Raw genomic sequence first — 18,188 nt, 5'->3', positions numbered from 1 at the left:
CATGTAGAAGGCAGGTGTTTTGTGTATGACAATTAAAGAAGTCAGTGAGAAATTTAAGATTTCTCAAGATACGCTTAGATATTATGAGCGTATTGGTTTAATCCCGCCAGTTTCGAGAACGGCAAGTGGGATTCGTAACTATCAGGAATCGGATCTTGGCTGGGTAGAGCATGCTGTTTGTATGCGAAGTGCAGGAGTTCCAATTGAAGCATTGATTGAATATGTAAAATTATTCCAGATAGGAGACTCTACATTTGAGGCGAGAAGACAGCTTCTAAAGGAACAGTATGACATTTTAGAGGAACAGAAACAGCAGATTGAGGCAACGATGGAACGCTTGAAATATAAAGTGTCCAGGTATGAAGAGGCTGTGAAGACAGGGGTTTTAACCTGGGAAGAAAAGGAGTGTAAGTAAAGATGTATATTGAAAAGATAAATGGACCAGAGGATGTGAAGAAGATAGAAGTATCAGAACTTCCAAAGCTTGCAGAGGAAATGCGCCATGCACTTTTGATTCGTGCAAGTAAACATGGCGGACATTTCGGACCGAATTTCGGTATGGTGGAGGCAACAATCGCGCTTCATTATGTGTTTGATTCGCCGAAAGATAAAATTGTATTTGATGTGTCACACCAGAGCTATCCACATAAGATGCTGACAGGAAGAAAAGACGCATATCTCTATGAAGAGCATTACGACGATGTGTCCGGTTATACAAATCCGCATGAAAGTGAGCATGATTTCTTTACTGTCGGACATACATCTACATCTGTGAGCCTGGCGTGCGGTCTTGCAAAAGCCCGTGATCTCAATGGGGAAGATGGCAATGTAATCGCGGTAATCGGAGATGGTTCTTTAAGCGGCGGTGAGGCGTTAGAAGGACTGGATTACGCGGCAGAGCTTGGCGGCAATCTGATTATTGTAGTCAATGACAATGATATGTCGATTGCTGAGAACCACGGAGGTATCTATCAGAATCTGAAGCTGCTTCGTGAGACGAATGGACAGGCCGAGTGTAATCTGTTCTGTGCCATGGGCTTAGATTATATCTATGTGGACCATGGAAATGATGTGGCTGAGCTGATTCAGGCATTTGAGAGTGTGAAGGACAGTAAAAAAGCAGTCGTTGTGCATATCAATACATTAAAAGGAAAAGGTTATGCGCCGGCAGAACAACACAAAGAGCAGTGGCATTTCAACGGACCATTTCATATCGAGACTGGAAAGCCTCTGTATGAGATGGAAGAAGAAGACTACTCAGATGTGACGTGCAATTATCTCATGAAGAAGATGAAAGAAGATCCGGCAGTTGTTGCCATTACTTCCGGAACTCCGACAGTTCTGGGATTTACAGAGGATAAGCGAAAAGAAGCAGGACAGCAGTTTGTCGATGTTGGAATTGCAGAGGAGACAGCGGTTGCACTGGCAGCAGGAATCGCAGCAAATGGCGGAAAGCCGGTCTATGGTGTGTATAGCACATTTGTACAGAGAACCTTTGATCAGATTGCACAGGATGTATGTATCGATAATAGCCCGGCAACGATTGTTACGTTCAGTGGTTCTGTCTATGGAATGAGCGATGTGACACATCTTGGACTGCAGGATATCCCGATGATGGCAAATATTCCGAATCTTGTCTATCTTGCGCCGACAACAAAAGAAGAATATCTGGCAATGCTGGACTGGAGCATAGAGCAGAAAGAACATCCGGTTGCAATCAAGCTTCCCGGTGGAGAGGTGATTTCAGACGGAAAAGAAGTCACAAAAGATTTCGGTATTCTAAACAAGTATGAGATGACGAGAAAAGGAAGTAAGGTTGCAATTCTCGGACTTGGAACATTTTACGGATTAGGAAATGATGTGGCGGATCTGATGAAAGAGAAAGCAGGAATAGACGCAACCGTTATCAATCCGTATTACATTACAGGTCTGGATGAAGAAATGCTTGAAGATCTTAAGAAAGATCATAGTGTTGTAATTACATTGGAAGACGGAATTCTGGACGGTGGTTTTGGTGAGAAGATTGCCAGATTCTATGGTGACAGTCATATGAAAGTTTTAAATTTCGGACTGAAAAAAGAGTTCCTGGATCGATACGATGTGACAGAAGTATTAAAAGACAACCATCTTACAAAAGAGCAGATTGTGGAAGATGTTGCAAGGATTTTTGCATAAGAGTTGTACGGACTAAGTTCCTAAGCCAGGGCAGGATTTTGGAATTCCAGAAAATACGTAGGAAAACATCAGATATAAGTTGAAACTAAAAATTCTCTATGGTAAAATATTAATAAAAATTAATATTTTGCCATAGAGGAATAGAATATGAAAAATGAAGAGATTATTTGTTACTGTTCAAATGTTACAAAAGGTCAGATTATAAAGGCAATGGAGCAAGGGGCAAAGACGTTAAATGATATCAGAAAAATGACCGGAGCCTGCACCTTGCACAGATGCAAAGAATTAAGCCCAAAAGGGACATGATGTTCTTCCGATATTCGAGAAGTGATGGTCGAATATATGTTAGAGGAAAAGAAGAAAGAGAATAATGATTGAGAATAAAACATGGAACATAGAAAACGTGTAAAAATGGTGCTATAATACTCTAATAAATATCAGACAGAGGTAAAGGGCCATGACGACATCTATGGTAAAGGAAAGTCCGCTGAAGCTGTTGGAGCGCTTGATGCTTCTGCAAAATATTTGAGTTGTATGGGAATTTTTTATTGGAGCCTTGGAATCCTGACGGTTACAAGAATGGTGGCACAAGGTCTTGGATATTCCGGAAGAACCGTTTTTTTCAGGTGCTGCGGAGATGGTCGCAAGAGCAGTTGTCAGCCTTGGATTTGTAGGAACATTTGGCTACACAGCAATCTGTTTTGCGGATTAGGCAGCATGGATTGCAGCATGCTGTTACAGTGTTCCGACCTGCCTGTGGTGCGTGAAGAAGTCAATTGCAAAACTGAAACAGACTAAGTAATAGATTTTACAATGAAAAAGCTCCCGGGTTGATGTAAAAACCCGGGAGCTTTGTATGTGCGCCTTGTGGCGCACGTTTGTCTTTATAATTTTTATAACTGTGGTCCAGCGGATACGAGTGCTTTTCCAGCTTCGTTTCCTTCGTATTTTGCGAAGTTCTTGATGAATCTTCCGGCAAGATCTTTTGCTTTCTCTTCCCACTCGGAAGCGTCAGCGTAAGTATCACGAGGATCAAGGATTCCTGTGTCAACACCTGTAAGCTCTGTAGGAACCTCAAAGTTGAAGTAAGGAATCTTCTTTGTTGGAACGTTCTTGATATCTCCATTCAGGATTGCATCGATGATACCACGAGTATCTTTGATGGAGATACGTTTTCCTGTTCCATTCCATCCTGTATTTACAAGGTAAGCCTTTGCTCCACTCTTCTCCATCTTCTTAACAAGCTCTTCTGCATATTTTGTAGGATGCAGCTCTAAGAATGCCTGTCCGAAGCAAGCTGAGAATGTAGGTGTAGGCTCTGTGATTCCACGCTCTGTTCCTGCAAGTTTTGCTGTAAATCCTGACAGGAAGTAGTACTGTGTCTGCTCTGGTGTCAGTACAGATACTGGAGGAAGTACTCCGAATGCGTCTGCTGACAGGAAGATGACGTTCTTAGCTGCAGGTGCAGAAGAAATCGGGCGTACAATGTTCTCGATATGCTGAATCGGGTAAGAAACACGAGTGTTCTCTGTTACGCTCTTATCAGCAAAATCAATCTTTCCTTCAGCGTCAAGTGTTACGTTCTCAAGAAGAGCATTGCGCTTAATTGCATTGTAGATATCTGGCTCAGACTCTTTATCAAGGTTGATAACCTTAGCGTAGCATCCACCCTCGAAGTTGAATACTCCGTTGTCATCCCAACCGTGCTCATCGTCACCGATCAGAAGACGTTTCGGGTCTGTGGAAAGTGTTGTCTTACCTGTTCCGGAAAGTCCGAAGAAGATTGCTGTGTTCTCACCATTCTTATCTGTGTTAGCTGAGCAGTGCATAGCAGCGATGCCCTTCAGTGGAAGGAAGTAATTCATCATAGAGAACAGTCCTTTTTTCATCTCTCCGCCATACCATGTGTTTACGATAACCTGCTCTTTGCTTGTGATGTTGAATAATACAGCTGTCTCTGAATTTAAGCCTAACTCTTTGTAGTTTTCAACTTTAGCTTTAGAAGCATTATATACAACGAAATCTGGCTCGAAATCTTTAAGTTCCTCCTCAGTTGGCTGAATGAACATATTTGTAACGAAATGAGCCTGCCAAGCTACTTCTACGATAAAACGAATTGCCATACGGGTATCTTTGTTAGCACCGCAGAATGCATCTACAACATAAAGCTTTTTGTTGGAGAGTTCTTTGATTGCAAGATCCTTTACAGCGTTCCATGTCTCTTCAGAAGCTGGATGATTGTCATTCTTGTACTCATCAGATGTCCACCATACTGTGTCTTTTGAATTCTCGTCCATAACAATAAATTTGTCTTTAGGAGAACGTCCTGTATAGATGCCTGTCATTACATTTACTGCACCGAGCTCACTGACCTGTCCTTTTTCGTAACCTTCAAGTTCAGGTTTTGTCTCCTCCTCAAATAATAACTCGTAGGAAGGGTTATACACGATTTCTGTAGTTCCAGTAATACCATACTTGCTTAAATTGATTTCTGCCATCTTAAACCAAACCTCTTTTCTTAAATGTAATAAGGGAAATGGTCGATAGCTGGAACATTTCCCCCATTCATATTTAATTATACATTATTAATTTCCAAAATCAATAAATTTTTAACAAATTCCTCCGGTGCAAAATTACCAATTTTTTCCTAGGAAAGTTCCAATTTTCCGGTATAAAGCTGATAATAGGTTCCTTTTTGCTGAATCAGGTCATCGTGATCACCGCGTTCGATGATCCGACCGTGATCCAGGACGATAATTGCGTTACTGTTGCGAATTGTGGACAGTCTGTGTGCGATAACAAATACGGTACGCCCCTTCATCAGATTGTCCATACCTTTCTGTACGATACTCTCGGTACGGGTATCAATACTTGATGTTGCCTCGTCCAGAATCAGTACCGGTGGATCGGCAACAGCGGCTCTTGCAATAGACAGAAGCTGTCTTTGTCCCTGGGACAATTCCTCGCCGTCACCGCTTAGTAATGTATCGTAACCATTTGGCAGCATCTGGATGAACTGGTCCGCGTGAGCAAGTTTTGCAGCATTGTAGATTTCTTCGTCAGTGGCATTCAGTTTACCGTAACGGATATTGTCTTTGATCGTTCCGGTGAACAAATGTGTATCCTGAAGAACGATTCCGAGGGAACGGCGCAAGTCATCTTTTCTGATTTTTGTAATGTCGATGCCGTCATAAAGGATCTCACCGCTTTGAATGTCGTAGAAACGATTGATCAGGTTGGTGATCGTTGTCTTGCCGGCGCCTGTAGATCCTACGAATGCCAGCTTCTGGCCAGGTTTGGCAAAGAGGCTGATATCATGAAGAATAATTTTGTCTTCATCGTATCCAAATGTCACATCTTTGAATCTTACATCTCCGGTCAGTTCAGTATAAGTCACAGTACCATTTTCGTCAGCAGGCTTTTTCCATGCCCACATACCGGTACGTTCTGTGCATTCAGTAATCGTTCCATTCTCATCTTTTTTTGCATTGACCAGTGTGACAGAACCGGTATCCTGTTCCGGTTCTTCGTCAATGAGCTTAAAGATACGTTCTGCTCCTGCAAGTGCCATGACGATGGAATTGAACTGCTGTGCAACCTGCATGAATGGCTGGGTAAAGCTCTTTGTAAACTGCAGGTAAGAAGCGATGACACCGATGGTAATACCGCCCACACCAGTGACTGAAAGAAGTCCACCGAGAACTGCAGTCAGTACGAACTGGAGGTTTCCGATGTTTCCGATGACCGGTCCCATCATATTTGCATATTTGTTTGCATTTGCAGCGCACTCGAACAATGCGTCATTTAGTTCGTCGAACTCTTTTTCTGAAATTTCTTCGTGATTGAAGACTTTGATGACACGCTGCCCGTTCATACGCTCTTCAATAAATCCAGTCACATCTGCCAGCGCCATCTGCTGACGGATGAAATATTTTCCACTGTTTGCGCCGATAGCCTTTGTTGCAGAGATCAGAACCCCGATGATGAGCACTGCAAGAACGGTAAGAAGCGGGCTTAGCACGAGCATGGAGATAAATGTTACGACGATAGTGAAAAATGACATCAGTGCCTGTGGGATAGCCTGGCTGATCATCTGTCTTAATGTATCAGTATCGTTCGTGTAAAGGCTCATGATAGATCCGTTCGTGTTCTGGTCAAAGTAGCGGATTGGCAGTGTCTGCATGTGCTCAAACATATCGTCGCGCACTTTTTTTAACACGCCCTGTCCAATGTATACCATCATTCTTGTATAGGTAAATGTTGCAATCACACCTACGAGGAAAATGCATCCCAAAACGGTCAGTGCCCGATAAAGCTCTGTATAATTCGGAGATTTTTGCCCAATTAGTGGAATAATATAATCATCAAGCAAATATTTTAAGGACAGAGATACAGAAATGGATGCAACAGCACTTAAAAGGATGCAGATGAATACCATGATAAAACGGTACTTGTACAGGTCCATAATATATTTGAGGAGACGTTTTCCAGTAGCAATATTTTCAGCACTTAGCCTTTTACCTGGTTTTTTTGTTGTCTTATTCATGGTCGCCACCTCCTTTTACCTGTGATTCATATACTTCCCGGTAAATTTCATTTGTCTTTAATAATTCTTCAGATGTTCCGATTCCCATGATCTGTCCACCATCCAGAACGATGATCTGGTCAGCATCTTCGATAGAAGAAACGCGCTGCGCAATGATGATCTTGGTGGTGTTCGGAATTTCCTCACGGAATGCTTTCCGGATCAGGGCATCCGTCTTTGTATCTACTGCACTGGTAGAGTCATCCAGAATCAGGATCTTTGGTTTCTTAAGGAGCGCCCTTGCGATACACAGACGCTGCTTCTGCCCACCGGATACATTGTTACCTCCCTGGACGATTTTTGTATTGTAACCGTTCGGGAACTCCTGAACGAATCCGTCAGCCTGCGCAAGCTTACATACACGTTTGACTTCTTCATCGCTTGCAGTTTCATCACCCCAGCGGATGTTTTCATAAATGGTTCCAGAGAACAGTACATTTTTCTGAAGAACCATGGATACCTGGTCGCGCAGGGATTCCAGGCTATAATCACGAACATCAATGCCGCCGACTTTGACATGTCCTTTTGTGACATCGTAAAGTCTTGGGATGAGCTGGACAAGGGAAGATTTTGCACTTCCGGTTCCACCGATGATACCGATAGTCTGTCCGGATTCAATATGAAGATTAACGTCTTTCAGAGATAAATTTCCGCCTTCGCCTGCGTAGCTGAAGTCTACATGGTCGAATACAATGTCTCCGTTTGGAACTTCTGTCACTGCATCAGGCTGATCTTGCATTTCCGGAATCTCATTCATGACTTCAGTGATACGGTCAGAAGATGCCTCTGCAATCATGATCATAACGAATACAAATGTAACCATCATCAGAGATCCGATAATCTGTAGTGCGTAAACGATGACACTTGTAAGTTCGCCTGTCTCCATAGTGCCGGCAATGATGCTCTTGCCTCCGATCAGAACCATGATCAGAACGACTGAGTACATGGTAAACTGCATGACCGGTGAGTTCCAGGCAACAATTTTCTCAGCCTTTGTGAAAAGGTTGTATACATATTTGGAAATGTCGTGGAACTTGTCAATTTCATAATCCTCTCGGACAAATGCTTTTACTACACGGGAAGCATTCACATTTTCCTGGACAGAGTTGTTCAGTACATCGTATTCGTCGAATACTTTGATAAAATGTGGGTGCGCTTTTTTGGCAATGTAGATCAGTGTTCCTCCAAGAAGCGGGATTACAATCAGGAATAAGAGTGAAATTGTCTTATTGAGGAGCAGTGTCATGATCCATGATAAGATAATCATAAATGGAGCTCTTGCAAGAAGACGGATACTCATCATGTATGCCATCTGGATATTTGTGATATCTGTTGTCATACGTGTAACTAGTCCTGAAGTAGAAAAATGGTCAATGTTTTTGAAAGAGAAATCCTGTACCTTATAAAAGATGTCGTGGCGCAGGTTTCTGGCGTATCCGGCACCTGCGATTGCTGCCATGTTACCAGCCTGAACACCAAAGAACAGGGCAAGCATAGCCATGACTACAAGAATCAGACCGCGCTGTAAAATGTAGGACATATCTCCATTTGCGATTCCTACATCGATGATTTTTGCCATCTCGAGTGGAATCAGAACTTCCATCAGCACTTCGAGAATAACGAGAAGCGGAGCAAGAATAGACTGCTTTTTATATTCCCGTACTGATCTTAACAGTGTTTTATTCATATTATGCCTCCTTTTTATTGTCAGTACAATTACATTTTGAAGCTGCAAGATTATCAAGCATCTGACAGAGAACTTCCCGGCAAACATGGAGCTTGTCATCAGGAATACCGGCGGACAGAGCGGCCTCACACTTTTTGATATGTTCTATAATATGTGGACGCAAAGCCTCAGCTTTTTCTGTCGGAACCAGTTGCTTCAGTCTTGCATCGCTTTCAACACTGGTTCGTGTAATATAGCCCTTTTGCTCAATCAGTTTAATAATACCGGTGACAGTAGACCGCCGGATCTGGAATGCTTCCTCAATATCCCGCTGGAATATTGGTTTGTGAGCAGATTCTAATAAGATAAATTTTAAAAGCTGTTGCTGGACAGGTGTCAGATCACTATCTTCTAAAATAGTATAGCAGTCATTTTGACATTTCATCTTACAGGAAAGAATGTGGATCAGACGTCCCAGTTCCAGAGGAGCATTTTTGTTGTTTGTATCTTGCATAATTCACCTCAATTCTCAAAAAAATAATTGTTAGCTTCCTAACTTTTAACATTATATGGACAATATAATAGAATGTCAAGAGAAAAACTAAGAGGATAATTAAGAAAAAATTGCAGAGTAAACTGCAGACAAAAATTAAGAAAAAATTACAGAAGAGCAGTATGAGAAAATAACTTCGTTGTGCAGTGATAAATTCTTGTAAAATAATAAAAGGTGGTTGAAATGTCAGGGGGATAATACTATAATGTGTGAAGGAGTAATCAGGAACTCCTACAATGATTCATTTTCAGGCAGAAATCAAAATGGAGCCTGGAATGGATGATTAGCAAAATTTCTAAGAAAAAAGGCAGGTGAACAGAATGGACAGTTGCGATAGTCATGGGCGAACTAAGAACATAGGATCAGATATGAGTAACAGTCTGTTCTGTTTTTTCTAAATAGAATTTATCAATTCATTTCTTATCCTATTTTCCAATGAGCGAACATATGCATAAAAATGCAGCTATCTGATCTGTGAAAAACAGATGCAAGAAGGATAAAGATTTTAATGTCAACAGCTAAAGTGTCTCTTGATGTTTTAATTTTTGTGCTTCTTGCGGAAATTAGAAAACAGGATAAGGAGGTTTCCCAAGATGGAAAACAAAACACAGGATTATCAGTCAGAAATCTTGGCTATCATCAGAGGTAATACTTCACCGGGAGTTATGCGTAACAAACTGGAGGATTATCATGAAAATGACCTGGCAGATGTATTTTCCGAGCTGACAGCAGCAGAGAGACGGAAAGTCTGCAGAATTCTGAACCTGGATATGCTTTCAGACATTTTCGAGTATATTGATGAGAAACAGGCAGCAGAGTATCTGGATGAGATGGATGTGCGTAAGGCAGCGGGTATTCTTTCAGGAATGGAGACAGATGCCGTTGTAGATGTTCTCCGTATGACACCGAAGGAGAAAAAAGTACTTTTGATCGAGCTGATGGATGATGAGGCGAGAAAAGATATGGCAATCATTGCTTCATTTGACGAGGAAGAAATCGGAAGTAAGATGACAACTAACTGCATCATGATCCGTGAGAATCTGACTGTAAAGCAGGCAATGAGCAGCTTAATCGGTCAGGCAGCAAAGAACGATAACATTTCTACTATATTTATGGTGACAGAAGATTCCACATTTTACGGAGCATTAGATTTGAAAGATTTGATTATTGCAAGACAGGATGCATGTCTGGAAGATCTGATTGTGACATCATACCCATATGTATATGGAAATGAACTGATAGATGATTGTATTGAAAAGCTGAAAGATTATTCCGAGAATTCCATTCCGGTACTGGATAATGATAACAAATTGCTTGGAGTTATCACATCTCAGAGCATCGTAGAATTGGTCGATGACGAGATGGGAGAGGACTACGCAATGTTTGCCGGTCTGACAGCGGAGGAAGATTTGAAAGAGCCTCTGCGTGAGAGCCTGAAAAAGAGACTTCCGTGGCTGCTGGTATTGTTAGGACTTGGCATGGTTGTTTCATCAGTAGTTGGTGTATTTGAGACAGTTGTAAGTCAGCTTACGATTATTATGTGTTTCCAGTCACTGATCCTGGATATGGCAGGAAATGTGGGAACACAGTCACTGGCCGTAACAATCCGTGTTCTGATGGACGAGTCCCTGACCGGAAAACAGAAGGCAGAATTAGTATGGAAGGAAATGACAATCGGATTTTCGAACGGTCTGATTCTGGGAACATTGTCATTTATTGTAATCGGACTTTATATTGCACTCTTTAAAGGAAAGACTTTTATGTTCGCTTATGCAGTTTCAGGCTGCATCGGAATAGCACTTGTAGTTGCGATGGTCATTTCCGGGGCAGTCGGAACATGTATTCCGCTGTTCTTTAAGAAAATTAATGTTGATCCGGCTGTAGCATCCGGACCATTGATCACGACCATCAATGACCTGGTAGCAGTTGTGACTTACTATGGACTGAGCTGGATTTTCCTTATTGAGATGTTGCATCTTGCGGGGTAAGGAAATATAATGGAACCCGCTGGATACCAATTTTTTACTATGTAGATTTTAGAACATTTTACTGCATCGCCTATTGACATAAAAATCCAAAAACTCGCAGAGCTCAAACAGTTGGATTTTTATGTCGCTAGACTTGTAAAATATCCTAAAATGCTACAATTAGTACAAAATTGGTATCCGGCGGGTTTTATATTTTCTTACTTCGCAAGGTGGTGGTAAGAGAGAGTAATTTAACTAAAAAGGAGATATTTATGATAAAAGCAGTTATTTTTGATATGTATGAGACCTTGATTACACAGTATGGCGGACCGGTATATTTCCGGGCGCAGATGGCAGCAGATGCCGGTATAGATCCGGTGTTATTTGATGCACTTTGGATTCCGAGTGAGAATGACCGGACCATTGGAAAGCAGACATTGGAAGAGACAATTGAGCAGATATTGAGACAGACCGGAAAATACAGCGAGGAGACATTCCAGACTATTATTTCTGGAAGAAAGGTAGCAAAAGCAGACTGTTTTTGTCATCTTCACCCGGAAATTATTCCGATGCTTCAGGCATTAAAAGAAAAAAAGATTAAAATCGGACTGATTAGTAACTGTTATTCTGAGGAAGCGGTATTGATCCGGGAAAGCCAGTTATTTCCATATTTTGATGAGACATGTTTGTCTTATGAACTGGGAATGAAAAAGCCAGATCCGGAAATATTCCTAAAGTGTATGGAAGGGCTTGGAGTGAGAGCCGGAGAATGTTTGTACATCGGAGATGGCGGGAGCCATGAACTGGAAGCGGCAGATATTATGGGAATGACTGCGCTTCAGGCACGGTGGTACATCAAAGAGGTGCCGGAACTGGATATCCGAAAAGAGAAGTTTGAACAGCTAGAGACACCGATGGCGGCGTTGGAAAAGATATAAAAAATGATTCGTTTATTTTTAGACAAATAATATATCTTAAAAATATACAAAAGTATTGCATGAAAAGCATAGAATTGATACAATAAATGTAAGGTGCTGTCAGCACTGGTGTGTCTGGCGGTTTATTTTTTACAGGGAGTCTATAGCTCTGATTACATAGATGATTCGGACGATGAACTATTATGGAAAGGAGAACATACTTATGCTAACAATGGCTGACTTGATTGCAGTACTTAGTCTCTGCTTAACCTCATTTGGTCTTGGATATGCAATGGGATGTAACAATAAGACCACAAAAAAATAACCGCCTGTTAGCCTGAGAAACTAATACGGTTATTTTTTATTTACAATGATCAGGTAAATCGCCATTGGCAGTACCTTTTATATAAGTATATTAACACTGATATGTGTGTGTGTCAAATATATGTTGTATGAAAAGGACGAAGTGGTATGAAGATAAATAATCAATATGAGGAAGCAGAAGCGATTTATCCAGTTACAGGATTATATATTGATCCGGACGGGAATGCTGTAGAAAAGTCAGAGATGCTTTTATCGGAGCATCGTATGGACGTGTATATTAATGATGTGCTGACGATGAAATTAGTGTGTACACCGAAGGATTTGCCGGGGCTGGTACTGGGACGAATGGTCAGCGAAGGCATGATTCATTCATCAGAGGAAGTGGAATACCTTTATATCTGTGAGCATGGAACCAGGGCGAGAGTACAGCTTGGTTCAGAACATTGTGGATTGGTTAATGATAATCTGAGCGCAGAGGTTATGGATACGCCGACTTGTTGTACGGATAATAAGACCATATATAGTAGATTTGCAGTGGAAAAAGAATTGCAGCATCTGGAGCCGGTAGAAGTTAGTCTGGAACTTATGTATGCATTCGACGAAGCCTTTCATCAGGATATGCCATTGCATGAGGCGACATGGTCAACACACAGTTGCTTTCTTGCATATAAGGGAAAGATTGTGTATTCCTGTGAGGATATCGGACGCCATAATGCACTGGACAAAGCGATTGGCTATGCACTTATGCAGGATTATGATTTTCATGAATGTGCAGTATTTACGACCGGACGGCTCCCGATTGACATGATTACAAAAGTAATCCGGGCAGGAATTCCACTTGTGGCAAGTAAAAAGACTCCGACGGCAGAAGCTGTAAAACTGGCACAGGAATATGGATTGACGATGATTGGAAGAGCGAAGAATCACAAGATGATGCAATATACGCTGTATAAAGAATAAGACATTAGGTTCTGCTCTTGCATGGTTGTTTGCACTCTTTGCAGTGATTGCTTCATTTGGTATTGGAAATAAGACACAGGGAAATTCTATTTCAGGTGCACTGCATGCAACATTTCATATCCCGACATGGATCACTGGAATTGTGATCACAGTGCTGGCTTGTAACAATCGGGATTACATTATTTGCATTTTCTACAATCCTCGGATGGGAATATCATGGAGAAAAAGCATTCTTGAACTTGGCTTCACACAGACACTTAATCTTGTATGGAGCTTTTCAGATATAGCAAATGCGCTCATGGCAATCCCGAACCTGATCTGCATGCTCATACTTAGTAAAGAAGTAGCACAGGACATCAAAGCATTCCAGCCAGAGATAGACAACAGACATACAGAAAAACGTTCCGAACAAAACACGTATGTGCAAGATGTAAAATAAAAATATGAGAAAAATATAAAAGACTTATCGCAAAATAAAACAGAAAAAGTCTTGTCCTATGACGATAGGATAAAATTCGACATGTCTGCGAGCATAGCATGTCTTTCTATGTACTGTCTGAGCCGTAAGGCGAGTTTACATAGAAAGACATAGATAAGCGGCGCAGCAGACATAGAATTTTACCCGTGTCATAGGACAGGATTTTTTCTGCTTTAATTTTATATAATTTTTCCATTTTACAAAAACAATTCTAACAGGAACACCACCATGCATGCGCATACGGATACTTGCAGCAGGCTTTTCCCAAACCATGCAAGTGCTGTGGCAACAATCAGAGCTGCCCATGCAGACCAGACACTTCCGGTCGCGGACAGGATTGCCGGGAAGGTCATCACTGCCAGTGTGACGTATGGTACATAGTATAGAAATGACCGAATCGTTTTATTTTTAATTTCTTTTCGAATCAAGGTCAGAGGCAGCATACGGATCAGATAAGATACTCCGGCCATGACCAGGATATAGATATAAATATTATGACTCATGACTTGCCTGCCTTTCATTGTTATTTAATACACTAGATTCAGTGCTTTTTGTATCGTCTTCCTCCTCATTGATTGGGAACAGGATTGCAGCACCTCCGGCAATGAGAATCGTAAGCAGAATCGTTCTTGTTCCGGTAGAAAGTGTGTGGACGACTGGAAGTTTTGTAAATGCAAAGCTTGCTCCCATGGAAATCAAGACAACGCCCGCAAGAATCTTATTTTTTCTTGCAGGCGGGATAATGATTGCCAGGAACATGCCGTAAAGACCGACACTTAATGCACTGACGATATTAGCCGGTAGAATGGATCCCATCAAAGTTCCAAAAAGTGTTCCGAAAGCCCAGCCGGGAAGTGCTACAGTATATGCACCAAAAGAATAGTATGGATTCAATTTACCCGGTACGGCCACGGAGATTCCAAATAACTCATCAGTGACATCATAACTTAGAAGCAGACGCTGGATCATCGGTGTGTCTGGTGGAAGTTTCTGACTTAATGCGCAAGACATCAGAAGATAACGGGCATTTGTGATCAATATCAGAATCGCGACCTCCAGATAGCCGCCACCTGCGGCAATCAGCGTAAATCCGGCAAATTCACCGGCTGATGCATTATTAGTAAAACTTACGAGAAATGCCTGAAAGGGTGTGAACCCGGCATTTTTCGCAGCAATACCAAGGGTAAATGAAACTGCAAGATAGCCAAGGGCAATGGGAATTGCGTCCCGCATACCCTTGGCAAACCAAGACTTATTAGTACCTCTCATTTGTGACCTCTTTTCCTATCTCATAAATTCATTGATTACGTGTAACACACCGTCTTCATCGTTGGATTTTGTGATGTAATCTGCAGATTCTTTCACCAGTGGCTGAGCATTTGCCATGGCAACTCCAAGTCCGGCAGTCTCAATCATAGTCATATCATTGTATCCGTCCCCACAACAGATCATGGCATCGGTAGAAAGTCCGATGCTGGTGAGCAGCTTTGTAAGGGAGTGAGCTTTGTCAATACCCTGGGGCATAATTTCGAGAAAGAACGGATCTGAGCAGTAAATAGACAGATAAGAGTGAAATTGTTTTTCAGCTTCAGCTTTTACTTCCTGAATCAGTTCCGGTTCTCCGGTAATCAGAAATTTATTGTTATTATTTTTAGTGACGTAAGAGACGAAATCATCCACTTTTGTAATCGGCATATGATTGATGAAAGATTCTTTTTCGCTGTATTCATTCGTATCTCCACCTGAAATCAGCTCGGTATCGGTGTAGGCAAGAATGTCAATCCCCGGATATTTTTTCACGATTTCAAGAAGCGGAGCCGCAACATCATTTGGAAGATATTTGCTGTAAATGATCTCACCGGATCGGCAGTCTGTGATACGACCACCGTTGTAGGAGAGAATATAACTTCCATAGTCTCCAAGGTGAAGTTCCTCTGCCAGAGGAAGGACGCCCTGAGAAGGACGTCCACTGGCTAATACAACTTTTTTTCCGTTTTTCTGAATGTCGATCAGAGCATCTCTGGTCGATGGTGTGATCTCTTTTCTGGAATTGGTCAGTGTCCCATCCAGATCCAGTGCCAGAAGCTGGTAGTTCATAGTTTTATACTCCTAAAATTTTTGTAATTCATCTACGATTTCAGGGAACTGCATACCATGTGAAGCTTTCACAAGGATATTGTCACCTGGTTGAATCAGATGTTTCATCTCTGCAAGAAAGTCTGCTTTTGCAGGGAACCATTTTGCCTCGCAGCCATGTTCAGAAGCTCCGGCTACAAGCTCTTTGGAAAGCTCGCCAATTCCGCATACAAGGTCGATGCCTATATCACCTGCATGTGCACCGGTTTCGTAGTGGAGTTCTTTTCCGGTCTCGCCCAGTTCGCCCATGTCGCCAAGAACAGCGACTTTTCGTCCGATTGCCATATTCAGAACATCTAAGGAAGCCTGCATGGAAATTGGATTTGCATTATAGCAGTCATCTAAGATGATGATTTTATCTGTTTGAATGATATTATTTCTTCCAGGGATTGAAGGCAGTCCTTCAATTCCGGCTTTGATTTCTGCTGGTGTAAGTCCAAGTTGATAGCCGACAGCAGTTCCGGCAAGAGCGTTTTGTACCATGTGAGCACCAGGAAGTGGAACGATGCAGTCAAAGCTTTCGCCGGACGGAAGATGAATCGTACAGGAAGAACCGCGAAGTCCAAGTGATTCTACGTCAGTTGCATAGAACTGGCAGTTCTTTCCAAGACCGAAAAATTCAGGATCTACGCCTTTGACCGGTCCCATATCACGGAGCAGATCATCGTCTCCGTTCAGAAGAATAGAACCACCGGTCTTCATATCCTGGATCATCTGAGATTTTTCCTGAAGAATCCCTTCTCTTGTCTTGAAAAATTCCAAATGTGCGATACCGATATTCGTGATCACACAGATATCCGGGCTTGCTACGCTGGAAAGACGACGCATCTCACCAAAGTGGTTGACACCCATTTCCAGAACAGCGACCTGATGCTTTTCATTCATTTCAAAAATTGTAATTGGAAGCCCCCATTCATTGTTGAAGTTTCCAAGTGTTTTATGTACACAGTATTTCTGAGACAGTACAGAAGCAATCATTTCCTTTGTGCTTGTCTTTCCGACACTTCCTGTGATTCCGACAACCTTAATATCGAAAGAATCACGATAAAGCTTTGCAGTATCAAGAAGTGCCTGGCCAGTAGACTCTACCAGGATATATGGAAAATCTGTCTCGCCAAGATCTTCATGGGAAATCACGCACATTGCGCCTTTTTTAATGGTATCTGGAATGAATTTGTGAGCGTTGACGCGTTCACCGTCAATGGCAATGAACAGATAGTCTTTTTCAACTTTCCGGCTGTCAATTGTAACACCGGCAACTTCTTTGTCCAAAAGATTTTCAGGCCCCCGGTACTCTCCGTGGCAGGCCTTAGTAATATTTCTTAAAGTAAGGTTTTTCATGATGGATTTCCTCTTATCTGTAACGCGCATTCATAGATTCTTCAATGATGCGTTCGCATAATTCGTTGTACTCGATGCCTGCGGCTTTTGCAGCCTTCGGAAGCAGACTTGCGGCAGTCATTCCTGGAAGTGCATTCATTTCCAAACTGTAGAATTCGCCGTCTTCGTCATCAATGATAAAGTCAGCACGTGCATACACATCCATACGGAGTGCGGCAAATGCTTCTTCTCCGGCACGCATCATGCGCTGCTGAGTTTCTTCATCAATAGATACCGGTGGACAGATTTCCTGTGCTCCGCCAGCCTGATATTTATTCTCATAGTTGAAGACACCATCTTTCGGAATGATCTCAACTAATGGGAGTGCTTTTCCGGCAATGACAGCACTGGCAAACTCACGGCCTTTGATGTAAGGCTCAATGACCAGTTCTTCATCCGGGTTCTTTTCAAATGATTCACGAACTGCATTGTTATATTCTTCTTCTGTATGACAGATGTAAACTCCGATACTGGAACCATTTTCACATGGTTTTACGACCAGTGGGAGATAATATCCAAGTTCAGATAAAGGAAGATCCTTTGTGTATTTTGTCAGATGTGTTCCACGAGGAGTCGGTACACCACTCATTTTATAAATCTGTTTTGTTACTAGTTTGTTCATAGACAGGGCACAGCCAAAAGAGTTGCAGCCTGTATATTTGATTCCAAGAAGATCAAAGGCAGCCTGAAGTTTACCGTTTTCTCCGACAGAGCCGTGCAGAGCGACAAATGTAATGTCTGCCATACGGCACAGTTCAATGACGTTTGGTCCAAACATGCAGTCGGACTGATCCGGGCGAGATTTCTTAAGGGCTTCAAGGTCAGGTTCTTTTGTGCTGATATTTTTTGCAATCTCAAGACCTGCGCCCGGAAGAGTAAATACATCTTCCAGATTCGCAGGCGCATTTTCAAGACCGAAGTACAGGTCAAGAAGATAAGCCTGGTGTCCGTTTTCCAACAGTGTTTTGCAGATGCCGGCACCGGAAGTCAGTGAGACGTCACGCTCCGGACTTAAGCCGCCTGCTAATACTATAATTTTCATAATGA

At 42.1% G+C, this 18,188-nt stretch carries 16 protein-coding genes; 7 read left to right on the top strand and 9 right to left on the bottom strand.

Going from position 1 to position 18,188, the window contains the following annotated elements; all coding sequences use genetic code 11:
- The first annotated feature begins 25 nt into the window (after positions 1 to 25).
- The 3 genes from NQ560_RS13440 (at position 26) to NQ560_RS13430 (ending at position 2,553) form a co-directional block, all read left to right on the top strand.
- Entirely contained in the window at positions 26 to 415 is a 390-nt protein-coding gene (locus NQ560_RS13440; protein WP_005333221.1) for a MerR family transcriptional regulator, read from the top strand.
- Between the two features lie 2 nt (positions 416 to 417).
- Positions 418 to 2,175: a 1-deoxy-D-xylulose-5-phosphate synthase gene (locus tag NQ560_RS13435; RefSeq protein WP_005333222.1), complete on the top strand. Its 1,758-nt coding sequence runs from the start codon at positions 418 to 420 to the stop codon at positions 2,173 to 2,175.
- A 147-nt stretch (positions 2,176 to 2,322) separates the two neighbouring features.
- Positions 2,323 to 2,553, top strand: a complete 231-nt coding sequence (locus NQ560_RS13430) for a (2Fe-2S)-binding protein (protein ID WP_240162630.1) — start codon at positions 2,323 to 2,325, stop codon at positions 2,551 to 2,553.
- A gap of 515 nt (positions 2,554 to 3,068) precedes the next feature.
- On the opposite strand, the gene pckA is transcribed toward NQ560_RS13430, so the two are convergent.
- From pckA to NQ560_RS13410, 4 genes are all read right to left on the bottom strand, one after another.
- Positions 3,069 to 4,673, bottom strand: coding sequence for a phosphoenolpyruvate carboxykinase (ATP) (gene pckA, locus NQ560_RS13425; RefSeq protein ID WP_005333226.1), 1,605 nt, complete (start codon positions 4,671 to 4,673; stop codon positions 3,069 to 3,071).
- 149 nt (positions 4,674 to 4,822) lie between these two features.
- Positions 4,823 to 6,721, bottom strand: coding sequence for an ABC transporter ATP-binding protein (locus NQ560_RS13420; protein ID WP_005333228.1), 1,899 nt, complete (start codon positions 6,719 to 6,721; stop codon positions 4,823 to 4,825).
- Positions 6,714 to 8,447, bottom strand: coding sequence for an ABC transporter ATP-binding protein (locus tag NQ560_RS13415; RefSeq protein WP_005333230.1), 1,734 nt, complete (start codon positions 8,445 to 8,447; stop codon positions 6,714 to 6,716). Before NQ560_RS13415 ends, NQ560_RS13420 begins: the two co-directional genes overlap by 8 nt.
- A gap of 1 nt (position 8,448) precedes the next feature.
- Positions 8,449 to 8,940: a MarR family winged helix-turn-helix transcriptional regulator gene (locus NQ560_RS13410; protein WP_005333232.1), complete on the bottom strand. Its 492-nt coding sequence runs from the start codon at positions 8,938 to 8,940 to the stop codon at positions 8,449 to 8,451.
- A 632-nt stretch (positions 8,941 to 9,572) separates the two neighbouring features.
- Between NQ560_RS13410 and mgtE the strand changes: the two genes are divergently transcribed.
- From mgtE to NQ560_RS13390, 4 genes are all read left to right on the top strand, one after another.
- Positions 9,573 to 10,967 (top strand): magnesium transporter, encoded by a 1,395-nt coding sequence (mgtE, locus tag NQ560_RS13405; protein ID WP_005333234.1) that lies wholly within the window; start codon positions 9,573 to 9,575, stop codon positions 10,965 to 10,967.
- 251 nt (positions 10,968 to 11,218) lie between these two features.
- Complete coding sequence (locus NQ560_RS13400; RefSeq protein ID WP_040015496.1) at positions 11,219 to 11,884, top strand: HAD family hydrolase; 666 nt, start codon at positions 11,219 to 11,221, stop codon at positions 11,882 to 11,884.
- Between the two features lie 450 nt (positions 11,885 to 12,334).
- Entirely contained in the window at positions 12,335 to 13,147 is an 813-nt protein-coding gene (gene fdhD, locus NQ560_RS13395; protein ID WP_005333237.1) for a formate dehydrogenase accessory sulfurtransferase FdhD, read from the top strand.
- 43 nt (positions 13,148 to 13,190) lie between these two features.
- Positions 13,191 to 13,586, top strand: a complete 396-nt coding sequence (locus tag NQ560_RS13390) for an alanine:cation symporter family protein (RefSeq protein WP_259816068.1) — start codon at positions 13,191 to 13,193, stop codon at positions 13,584 to 13,586.
- A gap of 236 nt (positions 13,587 to 13,822) precedes the next feature.
- On the opposite strand, the gene NQ560_RS13385 is transcribed toward NQ560_RS13390, so the two are convergent.
- Genes NQ560_RS13385 through NQ560_RS13365 form a run of 5 tightly spaced genes read right to left on the bottom strand, consistent with a single transcriptional unit; the run spans position 13,823 to position 18,183 of the window.
- Positions 13,823 to 14,128: an AzlD domain-containing protein gene (locus tag NQ560_RS13385; RefSeq protein ID WP_005333240.1), complete on the bottom strand. Its 306-nt coding sequence runs from the start codon at positions 14,126 to 14,128 to the stop codon at positions 13,823 to 13,825.
- Complete coding sequence (locus tag NQ560_RS13380) at positions 14,118 to 14,894, bottom strand: AzlC family ABC transporter permease (RefSeq protein WP_005333254.1); 777 nt, start codon at positions 14,892 to 14,894, stop codon at positions 14,118 to 14,120. Before NQ560_RS13380 ends, NQ560_RS13385 begins: the two co-directional genes overlap by 11 nt.
- Positions 14,895 to 14,909: 15 nt before the next feature.
- Positions 14,910 to 15,722, bottom strand: a complete 813-nt coding sequence (locus NQ560_RS13375; RefSeq protein ID WP_005333255.1) for a Cof-type HAD-IIB family hydrolase — start codon at positions 15,720 to 15,722, stop codon at positions 14,910 to 14,912.
- 12 nt (positions 15,723 to 15,734) lie between these two features.
- Positions 15,735 to 17,102 (bottom strand): UDP-N-acetylmuramoyl-tripeptide--D-alanyl-D-alanine ligase, encoded by a 1,368-nt coding sequence (locus NQ560_RS13370; protein ID WP_040015497.1) that lies wholly within the window; start codon positions 17,100 to 17,102, stop codon positions 15,735 to 15,737.
- Between the two features lie 13 nt (positions 17,103 to 17,115).
- Positions 17,116 to 18,183, bottom strand: a complete 1,068-nt coding sequence (locus NQ560_RS13365) for a D-alanine--D-alanine ligase family protein (RefSeq protein ID WP_005333257.1) — start codon at positions 18,181 to 18,183, stop codon at positions 17,116 to 17,118.
- Positions 18,184 to 18,188: the final 5 nt, after the last annotated feature.

Origin of the sequence: Dorea formicigenerans, from assembly GCF_025150245.1 — a bacterium.
GTDB classification, from domain to species: domain Bacteria; phylum Bacillota; class Clostridia; order Lachnospirales; family Lachnospiraceae; genus Dorea; species Dorea formicigenerans.
The sequence above is the reverse complement of the archived record's forward strand: the minus strand, read 5'-3'. Positions and strand labels throughout refer to the sequence as shown.

Excerpts from the sequence above, each read along its gene's own strand:
- pckA (WP_005333226.1), bottom strand. The coding sequence starts at position 4,673 with ATGGCAGAAATCAATTTAAGCAAGTATGGTATTACTGGAACTACAGAA.
- NQ560_RS13415 (WP_005333230.1), bottom strand. The coding sequence starts at position 8,447 with ATGAATAAAACACTGTTAAGATCAGTACGGGAATATAAAAAGCAGTCT.
- NQ560_RS13385 (WP_005333240.1), bottom strand. The coding sequence starts at position 14,128 with ATGAGTCATAATATTTATATCTATATCCTGGTCATGGCCGGAGTATCT.
- NQ560_RS13375 (WP_005333255.1), bottom strand. The coding sequence starts at position 15,722 with ATGAACTACCAGCTTCTGGCACTGGATCTGGATGGGACACTGACCAAT.
- NQ560_RS13400 (WP_040015496.1), top strand. The coding sequence starts at position 11,219 with ATGATAAAAGCAGTTATTTTTGATATGTATGAGACCTTGATTACACAG.
- NQ560_RS13440 (WP_005333221.1), top strand. The coding sequence starts at position 26 with ATGACAATTAAAGAAGTCAGTGAGAAATTTAAGATTTCTCAAGATACG.
- fdhD (WP_005333237.1), top strand. The coding sequence starts at position 12,335 with ATGAAGATAAATAATCAATATGAGGAAGCAGAAGCGATTTATCCAGTT.
- NQ560_RS13410 (WP_005333232.1), bottom strand. The coding sequence starts at position 8,940 with ATGCAAGATACAAACAACAAAAATGCTCCTCTGGAACTGGGACGTCTG.
- mgtE (WP_005333234.1), top strand. The coding sequence starts at position 9,573 with ATGGAAAACAAAACACAGGATTATCAGTCAGAAATCTTGGCTATCATC.
- NQ560_RS13365 (WP_005333257.1), bottom strand. The coding sequence starts at position 18,183 with ATGAAAATTATAGTATTAGCAGGCGGCTTAAGTCCGGAGCGTGACGTC.
- NQ560_RS13420 (WP_005333228.1), bottom strand. The coding sequence starts at position 6,721 with ATGAATAAGACAACAAAAAAACCAGGTAAAAGGCTAAGTGCTGAAAAT.
- NQ560_RS13435 (WP_005333222.1), top strand. The coding sequence starts at position 418 with ATGTATATTGAAAAGATAAATGGACCAGAGGATGTGAAGAAGATAGAA.
- NQ560_RS13370 (WP_040015497.1), bottom strand. The coding sequence starts at position 17,102 with ATGAAAAACCTTACTTTAAGAAATATTACTAAGGCCTGCCACGGAGAG.
- NQ560_RS13380 (WP_005333254.1), bottom strand. The coding sequence starts at position 14,894 with ATGAGAGGTACTAATAAGTCTTGGTTTGCCAAGGGTATGCGGGACGCA.